The organism is Kitasatospora sp. NE20-6, from assembly GCF_045862635.1.
Genome location: NZ_BPRL01000063.1, coordinates 61,852 through 70,587, shown reverse-complemented (window position 1 = coordinate 70,587; position 8,736 = coordinate 61,852). Strand labels below are relative to the sequence as shown.

Annotated in this window: 7 protein-coding genes and 1 pseudogene; 1 reads left to right on the top strand and 7 read right to left on the bottom strand. The window is 72.9% G+C overall.

The window, feature by feature from the left end; genetic code table 11:
* A partial coding sequence (locus SNE206_RS32225; RefSeq protein ID WP_407917076.1) for a 30S ribosomal protein S2 occupies positions 1 to 132 on the bottom strand: 132 nt, incomplete at its 3' end.
* A 718-nt stretch (positions 133 to 850) separates the two neighbouring features.
* On the opposite strand from SNE206_RS32225, the pseudogene SNE206_RS32220 reads away from it, so the two are divergent.
* Positions 851 to 1,495 (top strand): annotated as a pseudogene (locus SNE206_RS32220) (M23 family metallopeptidase); the annotation flags it as partial.
* 176 nt (positions 1,496 to 1,671) lie between these two features.
* Here SNE206_RS32220 and SNE206_RS32215 read toward each other — a convergent pair.
* The 6 genes from SNE206_RS32215 to SNE206_RS32190 all read right to left on the bottom strand — a co-directional run bounded on the left by SNE206_RS32215 (position 1,672) and on the right by SNE206_RS32190 (position 8,699).
* Complete coding sequence (locus SNE206_RS32215; RefSeq protein WP_407917072.1) at positions 1,672 to 2,259, bottom strand: TetR/AcrR family transcriptional regulator; 588 nt, start codon at positions 2,257 to 2,259, stop codon at positions 1,672 to 1,674.
* A gap of 183 nt (positions 2,260 to 2,442) precedes the next feature.
* Positions 2,443 to 3,222, bottom strand: a complete 780-nt coding sequence (whiG, locus tag SNE206_RS32210) for an RNA polymerase sigma factor WhiG (RefSeq protein ID WP_407917071.1) — start codon at positions 3,220 to 3,222, stop codon at positions 2,443 to 2,445.
* A gap of 1,281 nt (positions 3,223 to 4,503) precedes the next feature.
* The gene (dprA, locus tag SNE206_RS32205) at positions 4,504 to 5,562 is read right to left on the bottom strand and encodes a DNA-processing protein DprA (protein WP_407917070.1); all 1,059 of its coding nucleotides are present in this window, start codon (positions 5,560 to 5,562) and stop codon (positions 4,504 to 4,506) included.
* A 501-nt stretch (positions 5,563 to 6,063) separates the two neighbouring features.
* Entirely contained in the window at positions 6,064 to 7,647 is a 1,584-nt protein-coding gene (locus SNE206_RS32200) for a YifB family Mg chelatase-like AAA ATPase (protein WP_407917069.1), read from the bottom strand.
* Between the two features lies 1 nt (position 7,648).
* Positions 7,649 to 8,188: a YraN family protein gene (locus SNE206_RS32195; RefSeq protein ID WP_407917068.1), complete on the bottom strand. Its 540-nt coding sequence runs from the start codon at positions 8,186 to 8,188 to the stop codon at positions 7,649 to 7,651.
* A gap of 184 nt (positions 8,189 to 8,372) precedes the next feature.
* Positions 8,373 to 8,699 (bottom strand): DUF2469 domain-containing protein, encoded by a 327-nt coding sequence (locus tag SNE206_RS32190; protein ID WP_407917067.1) that lies wholly within the window; start codon positions 8,697 to 8,699, stop codon positions 8,373 to 8,375.
* Positions 8,700 to 8,736 lie beyond the last annotated feature (37 nt).

Genomic DNA, 8,736 nt, shown 5'->3' with positions numbered 1-8,736 from the left:
CAGGAGGTCGATGATGTAGATGCCGTTGCGCTCCGTGAAGATGAAGCGCTTCATCTTCGGGTTCCAACGACGGGTCTGGTGACCGAAGTGGACGCCGCTCTCCAGCAGCTCCCGCATCGTGACGACGGCCATGGCCGTGCTCCTCAGTGTTGCGCCCGGCGCGCCGCAGCTAGGGCAGGGTGCCGGGTCTCTCGGTTGTCTCCGTGCCGGCCAGGTGACCGTCACGCCTGACGACCCGCGCGTGCCAAGCCACCGAAACCCGGGTGGCCATGGGCCACGACAGGCTCGGCGGACCGAGCGGCACTCGCACCGGGAAGCATCGGCCGACCCCTTGAAGAGGCGGCCACTCCACCGGTGGCGGGGCGTGCGAAGTCGACCCGGTGGACCGGGTCGCGTGTGAAGTGTACGGGAAGGCCCGAGTTGCGGGCGACTCCGGCAGCCTGCGAACGCTGCACGGCATGCCCGGCCTCCCTGCAGGAGCACCCACCGAGGATCCGCCGATGACCCATCGAGGACCCGCCGAGGACCAACCGGTCGGACCGCAGGTGCAGGGTCGGGGCGGGGGACGGCCGGGGCCCTGCAACTGCGGGGCCGGACGCTACCGGGACGGCCGCGTGCGAGCGGACCCGGTCGGGTTCCGACCGGGTTCCGGGCCAGGTTCCGACCGGGTTCCGCCCGGCACGGGGCAGGGGGCCGGGACCGCGGTTCAGCTGCCGAAGGCCCTCCCGTTCGTCCCGCGCCGGTGGATGTTCACCCGGGTGGGTGGACCCGGTCGTCCACACCCCCCGGTTGTCCACAGGAACGGGGGCCGCACCGCACCGTCCGCAGCGCGACGGCGAGCCTGAACCGCATGACCCGCGATCCCGTCGCCCGGCCCCGTCCCCTCGCGCTGCACCCGACCACGGGGCGGCCCGCACCACTCGCCCTGCCGCCACCCACCCCGGATCGCCGGCAGCGGACCCTGCTCATGGCCCTGCTGCTGGCGAGCCTGCTCACGATCGCACTGCCCCAGGCCGGTGCACGGGCAGGCACCGGCAGCGGCGCCCGGCAGCGCGTCGGGGTGGACGGCGGCACGCGGCCCTTCCAGAGCACCGTCGGCCAAAGCACCGCCGGTCAGAGCACCGCCGGCGACAGAAGGGTCTGGCCGGTCGGTGGTCCCGGCGCGCTGCTCCGTCGTTTCGAGCCACCCGCGGCGCGCTGGGCCGCGGGGCACCGCGGGGTCGACCTCGCGGCCGCGGACGGAAGCCCGGTCAGGGCTGCGGCCGCCGGTGCGGTGACCTTCGCAGGCAGCGTGGCCGGCAGACCGGTGGTCGTGGTGACCCACCCCGCGTCGGGGACTCCGGCACTGCGTACGACGTACCTGCCGGTCGAAGGGGCACTGCCGGTCGGTACCGCCGTCTCGGCCGGCGACGTGATCGGCGCGGTGGCCGCCGAGTCGGGCCGGCACTGTGCGGCGAAGGCCTGCCTGCACTGGGGCCTGCTGCGCGGGCAGCGCTATCTCGACCCCTTGGCCCTGTTCGGATCCGGGCGGGTCCGGCTGCTGCCCCTCGGCAAGGCCGTCCACGGAGAAGCGGCCCAGCGGGCCGGGGCAGACGGGGCTCCGCGGCACGGCATCCGGGGCGGACGATCGCCGGCACGGTGTCGCGTGCCGGAGGAAGCGGCGCAGCGACCTCAGGAAGGCGTTCCCAGCCCGTTGAGCGCCACCGCCACCGCCATGTCGGCGATCGCCGCGGCCTCGGCCGGCGCAGCCCGTTCGATCTGGCGCACGGCGGACTCGACCACGCCTTGGAGCAGGGCCGCAGCGAGTCGCGGCCGCTCGTGGCCGAGGTCGCCGAGCGCTTCGACGACGAGCGTGATCAGGCCGGTGTGCGCCGCACGGATCCGCTCGCGGGCGCCGTCGTCGAGTTCGCGCTCGGAGATGGCGACCACGGCGACGTGCCGGGGGTCGGTGGCGAGGTGGAGCTGGCCCCGGACGTACGCCTCCAAACGGTCCCGGGCACCGTCGCACGCGGCCATACCGGCCTCGATCTCGGCAGCCCAGAGCGGGAAGTCGACGGCGCACAGCTCCTCGACGACGGCCGCACGCGAGCCGAAGTACTCGTAGACGGAGGAACGGGCGAGCCCGGTACGCGCGGCAAGCGCGGCGAAGGTCAGTGCGTCCCGCCCGCCCTCCGCCAGCAGGGCGCGGGCAGCGTCGAGAAGGGCTGCCCGTTGCAGTTGACGATGCTCGGCCACCGAGGCCGCCCGGATCTTCGGCACCCGTCCACTCTACGGAGGTGGGTTGCCGCACCGAACCGCCACCACGCGAACGAGCCAGGACGGGCGGGCAGTCGGGGCGGCCGGGACGAGTGGTCGGGCGGGTGCCGACAGGCCGGGCGGCCCGAACGGTCCGGCGCCTACCGCGACGTGCGGCCGGTGGCACCGCCCCTGCCCCGGTGCGGTTCAGCGGACGTCGGAGAGTTTCGCGCGCAACTGCAGCACGGACTTGGTGTGGATCTGGCTGACCCTGCTCTCGGTCACACCCAGGACCTGCCCGATCTCGGCCAGGGTGAGGCCCTCGTAGTAGTAGAGGGTCACCACGGTCTTCTCCCGCTCCGGCAGGGTGTTGACGGCTGTGGCCAGGAGGCGTCGTAGCTCGCGGTCCTCGGCGATCTCCACGGGGTTGTCCGCCCCGGAGTCCTCCAGGGTGTCCATGAGGGTCAGCGCGTCACCGCTCTCCCCGACCGGATGGATCAGCTCGTCCAGGGCCATCACGTTGGCGAGCGAGAGCTGGCTGAAGATCGTCCTCAGATCCTCCAGCGTGATGCCCATCTCCGCCGCCACCTCGGGCTCGTGCGGCGTGCGACGCAGCCGGGCCTCCAGGGTGGCGTAGGTACGCTCCACCACCTTGGCCTTCTGCCGCACCGAGCGCGGGATCCAGTCGAGGGCTCGCAGTTCGTCGATGATCGCGCCGCGGATCCGGCTGATCGCGTAGGTCTCGAACTTGATCGCCCGGTCGATGTCGAACTTCTCGATCGCATCGATCAGGCCGAAGACGCCGGACGAGACGAAGTCGGCCTGCTCGACGTTGGCGGGCAGGCCGACCCCCACACGGCCGGCGACGTACTTGACCAGCGGCGAGTAGTGCAGGATCAGCTGCTCCCGCAGCCGGGCATCGCCGGACTCCTTGTAGGAACGCCAGAGCGTTTCGAGTGCGCTGCGTTCGGCAGGCCGTGTCGGCACCTTGGCCTGGAGCCGAGGGGAGTCCGTGGAGGCGGGGGCGTCAGGGGCGCCACGGGCTCCGGAGGTGCCCGGGGCCTGAGCGGTACCGGTAGCACCGCCGCCCTCCGGGCTGCCCGGCCTGCGGACCGGCGATTCCGGGCGCACGGGCTCCCGCGGCGCGGCCACTGGGCGCCCGGTGTCCAGCGAGCCGTCAGGTACGCGCTCGTGCCCGTCCTCCCTCGTGCGCGCCCCTCCGGACGAGTGCGCAGGGGCCGGGAGTCGGCGCGGCAGCACCGGCTCGGATCCGTCGGCGGCCTGCCCTGACGTACGGGAGGCGGCCGGCCGGGAGCCGCCCACGCGCGGGGGCACGGCACGAGGGGGCACGGTCCGGGGCGGGGTCGCGCGCGGCGGAGTCGGCGGCGCCGGGTTCGCACGCGGCGCGGCTGTGCCGGGTGGGGTGCCGCGCGACCCGCTCGCACCCGAGGTGCCCGGTCGCGGAGAACCCTGGCCCGCACTGCCCGAACGCGGTGAGCCCGGGCGCGGCCGCCCTGCGGCACCGGACGGATCGTCCGGCGATGCCGGCGAGTGCTCCCCGTCGGCTGCTCCGCGTGCGTGGTTCGGTTCGGCCTCTCCCCCTCTGCCGCTACCGATCCCGATCCGCATCCCGGCACCGGACCCGGCACCGGACTCGGCGCTGCAGCGGGAGTCGCCCCGTGCCTCCTGGCCGGGCCGGATATCTGCGTCCGCCGTCACCTCGGACGAAGCAACGCGTTCCGGCTGGTCGTACGGCGCAGCCGGGTGCGGTCGGGTCGACGCGCTGATGCCGACGGGGGGCGCGGGCCGGGCAGCGGGCGCCGGAGTGAGGCCCTCCGACGTGCGCCGACCGGGCTGGACCGCGGGGCCACCCGTCGGCGGGGCCGACTGCGGGGCGGGCCGAACTGCCGACAGCCCTGCAGCACCTGGTCCGCCGTGATGTTCGTGCGGACCAGGAGTGAACGCGCGGTCCGCGGGCCCGCCGGGGCGCAGCACGGACGGTTCCTGAGGGACGCGGTCCGCTGCGGGACGGGCCTCGGCCCCCGCCCTTCCCGCAGACAGGGCGTCACCGGTCACCCTGTGTCCCGGAATGTGTGTGGGCATGCGTTGGTCTGCGCCGTTCTGCCGAGTCATGTGCTGATAGGGAAGCCTTAAAGAAGCGTAGCGTGACCGAGTCGCTGCGGTGTGCTACCGCCACTCGGGCGTCGCCCGATCCGGTGGCGCACCCGGCGCGTGAACACAACGTGCGCCGGGCGCGCCGGGCCGCATTCAGCGTCCGCGCATCAGCCTCCAGTGCGCGCCGGACCTCTCCACGTAGCCGAGGGAGGCCAACTCGTAGAGCCGCTGACGTACCTCGTCGGGCGGAAGGCCGGCTTCTCTGGCCACGGCGTCGACGGGCGCGCCGCCGGCTGCGGCCGGGACGGCCTCCAGGACCCGGGCCACCGGCGGTTCGAGCAGGTCGCGAGGGAGGACCGGGCCCGACCGGTACGGTGCGAGATCGTCCCCGATGGCCCCGATCAGCTCGCCGATCTCTGCGGCGTCCGTGACCAAGGTGGCAGCACCGCTTCTGATCAGGGCGTGCACCCCGGCCGAGAGCGCCGACGTGACGGGCCCGGCGACCCCCATGGTGTGGCGGTTGAGGTCGCGGGCGCGGCGGGCCGTGCTCAGTGCACCGCTCCGCACGGCCGCCTCGACGACGACCGTGCCGCGGGTGAGTGCCGCTATGACGCGGTTGCGCAGGACGAAGCGGAATCGGTTGGGATGGACTCCGGGCGGCAGCTCACTGATGACCAGGCCCTGCTCGGAGATGCGGCGGATGAGTTCGGCGTTGCCCGGTGGGTACGCCACGTCGACGCCGCAGGCGAGTACGCCGATGGTGGCGCCGCCGACGGCCAGGGTGCCGCGATGTGCGGCGGCGTCGATGCCGTAGGCGGCACCGGAGACGACGACCCATCCGCGTTCGGCCAGCTGGGCCGCGAGTTCGCCTGCGACGTGGGCGCCGTAGGCAGTGCACGCGCGGGCACCGACCATGGCGACGGACCTGAGCGCGAGCAACCGGAGCGAACCTGATCCGCGCACCCAGAGACCGACCGGTCGGCCGTCGCCGAGGTCGTCCAGTTGGCTCGGCCACTCCGGATCGCCGGGGATGACGAACCGTCCTCCGCCGCCCTGGATCCGTCGGAGGTCCGCGACCGGGTCCGGGTCGGGGCAGCGGGCCCGGTAGTCGGCGAGGCGCCCCGGGTCGAGTCCGAGCCTGCCGGGCGGGGTCAGACCCCGGATGGCATCGACCACGCTGGACGCGCTCAGATCGCGGAGCCAACGGCCCATCACCGCATCTCCCGGCTCGATCAGCCTGGTCAGTGCGGCTCTCGCCAAGCGCTCGGGCCCAGGAAGCGATGCGGAGGAGGAGGGGAAGGGCGACGGGGCCGCGGCCGGGGAGGCCTGTGCGGCGCCGTGGAGCGGCTGGGTGCCTGCGTCCCCGGCACCGCACAGCGGTGCGCCGGACACGGGCTCCTGCGCACTTCCGGCCCCGGTTCCCGCTCCGGCTCCGGCTCCGGCTCCGGGCTGACCGGCGACGACGGCTGGCGCAGGTGGCTCCACGCGAGTGGGCGCAACCGAGGCAGCCGGCAAGGGCAGATCGGTGGTGTTCAGATGGTCCACGACGGTCTCCGGAACGGACAGGGTCCGACAGGGGCGGGTTGAGAGTGCGGGGGTTCAGCTCGGACGCGACGAGCCAGACACCCGGCACGTGGGCCGAGGCTCGTACGGCAACCACGGTTCGTAGGGCGGTTCGTAGGGTGGGAAGAGCGCCAACAGCTGGCACGGGACTCAGCGGGGCACCCCGGTGCGCAGGGCGAGGCCGGCGCGGACATCGGACCGCACCGGGCGTTCGCGTCCGGCGAGGTCGGCGATCGTCCAGGCCACTCGCAGCACGCGGTCGAGGCCGCGGGCCGTCAGCAGTCCCCGTTCCAGGTCGTGTTCGGCGTCCTCCAGCGCGCCGGGTGCCAGGCTCCACCGGGTGCGCAGTTCGTGCCCCGGCACTTCGGCGTTGGTCCGCCACGGAGTTCCGGCGAGCCTGGCGGCAGCCCTACGCCGTGCCTCCAGGACACGCGCGGCCACGGTTGCCGAGTTCTCGGCCGAGGTGTCCCGGGCCAGCAGCTCGGCCTTGGTCACCGATGACACCTGCACCTGGAGGTCGACGCGGTCGAGCAGCGGTCCTGACAGCCTGGCCTGGTAGCGATGAACCATCGTCGGCGTGCACTGACAGCCGTCACCCCTGACCGAGTGCCGACCGCAGGGGCAGGGATTCGCGGCAAGGCAGAGCAGGAAGCGGGCGGGAAGACGCATCGAGCCGGCGGACCGGGCGATCGTCACCTCTCCCGACTCCAGAGGCTGGCGCAGCGCGTCCAGCACCCGGACGGGGAACTCCGGTGCCTCGTCGAGGAACAGCACCCCGCGATGGGCGAGCGACACCGCTCCCGGCCGCGGTATCCCGCTGCCGCCGCCGACGATGGCGGGCATCGTCGTGGAGTGGTGGGGTGCACAGTAGGGCGGAGTGCTGATCAGGGGTCGGCCCGGCGGGAGGAGTCCCGCCACGGAGTGCACGGCCGTGACCTCGAGCGCCTCGGACTGCGTCAGGGGTGGCAGCAGGGCCGGAAGCCGTTCCGCCAGCATGGTCTTGCCGGCACCGGGCGGCCCCTTCAAGTAGAGGTGGTGCCCGCCTGCGGCCGCGATTTCGAGTGCACGACGGGCCTCGTACTGACCCGCAACGTCGGCCATGTCCGGACGGTGTGCGGTCTGCGAACCGAGGTCACGCACGCCCATGCCTGGCAGCATCAGACCGGCGAGCAGAGGGTCCGGGCGGCCGAGGGCCACCGAGGGCTCCTCCTCCGGCTCCGGTGCCCCGGTGAGCAGGGCGATGAGCTGGCGCAGGCTGCGCACGCCCAGGACGGACACGCCGGGCACCAGCGAGGCCTCGGCTGCGGTCTGTTCCGCGACGACGACCTGGCGGTAGCCCGCGTCGGCTGCGGCGAGCACCGACGGGAGTACGCCACGGACCGGCCGGACCCGGCCGTCGAGGCCGAGCTCTCCGATGATGAGGAGTTCGGCGATGCTGTTGGGGTCGAGCCGTTCGGCGGCAGCGAGGACGGCGCAGGCGACGGCCAGGTCGAAGCCGCTTCCGCTCTTCGGGACGGAGGCGGGGCTCAGCCCGACGGTGAGCTTCCGCTGCGGCCAGCTCTCGCCGCTGTTGACGACGGCTGCGCGGACCCGGTCGCGTGCCTCGGAGAGCGCCTTGTCGGGCAGGCCGACGAGGGTGAATGCGGCCACTCCTGGTTCGAGGTCCGCCTGGACCTCGACCACGACGCCGTCCACGCCCATCAGCGCGACGGAACAGGTACGGGCGAAGGGCATCTCAGACCGCCCCGCGCAGGTGCTCGACCAGGGCAGCACCTTTGATCCGGTTGACGACGGCGATCAGGTCGATCCGGACTCCGCCGGGCGGCGGCGGAACGGCTGCTCCGTCGGCCTCGGGCGGGCGCCCGCCACCGATGACCCCGGGGGCAGCGGCAGGCACGCCGGCGCCCGGGAGAGTCCGGGCGGCCCCCCGGTCCGTCGGTGCACCACCGGGCGGGGCATCCGCGGGGTGAGAACCGACGAGCTGCGCAAGAAGCTCGAAGTGGGAGGGCCAGCGTTCGATCAGCCAGCGTTCGGCGAGTCGGCGCAGCCGCTCAGCCTTGGTCCGGTCGATCCCTTCGGTCGGCTTCTGGAAGGCGCGCTCGGATCGGGTCTTGACCTCGCACACGGCTACGGTGTCGCCGTCGAGCGCGACGATGTCGAGCTCGCCCTCCGCGCAGCGCCAGTTTCGTTCGAGAATGCGCAGGCCGTCGCGGGCAAGCCTGCGAGCGGCCACTTCTTCGCCGTATCGGCCGAGGCCGATGTTGGGACTCTGCACGGCTATCACCTCCGGGACAGGAGGTTGCCGCGGTAGGGGCCTGCACGACGGACCGGGACTCAGTGCCTGTGGACAACCCGGGGCTGTGGATAACCCGTGTCCCCCTCAGGGGTGACCGACCAGGGCGGAACTCGACACGGAGCGATGTCCCGTTCCATGCTCGGTGACCTGGACGCGCTTTCGATCAGTTTCCGAAGGACGCGTCGTCGGACGGCAGCTCCAGGTCGCTCTTCGCCAGCTCCTCGATGTTGACGTCCTTGAAGGTGAGGACCCGCACCTTCCGCACGAAACGGGCCGGCCGGTACATGTCCCAGACCCACGCATCCGCCATCGACACCTCGAAGAACACCTCGCCCTGCACCGAGTGCACCTGCAGGTCGTAGTCGTTCGTCAGGTAGAACCGTCGCTCGGTCTCGATCACGTACTTGAAGAGGCCGACCACATCCCGGTACTCCCGGTAGAGCTTGAGCTCCATCTCGGTCTCGTACTTCTCGAGGTCTTCGGCACTCATCCAGGCGTCCCCTCATTCGTCACGTCCACCCCATTGT

Bases quoted from the DNA above. Each gene is read 5' to 3' on its own strand.
- dprA (WP_407917070.1), bottom strand. From the start codon at position 5,562: ATGGGCCGTTGGCTCCGCGATCTGAGCGCGTCCAGCGTGGTCGATGCC.
- SNE206_RS32190 (WP_407917067.1), bottom strand. From the start codon at position 8,699: ATGAGTGCCGAAGACCTCGAGAAGTACGAGACCGAGATGGAGCTCAAG.
- SNE206_RS32200 (WP_407917069.1), bottom strand. From the start codon at position 7,647: ATGCCCTTCGCCCGTACCTGTTCCGTCGCGCTGATGGGCGTGGACGGC.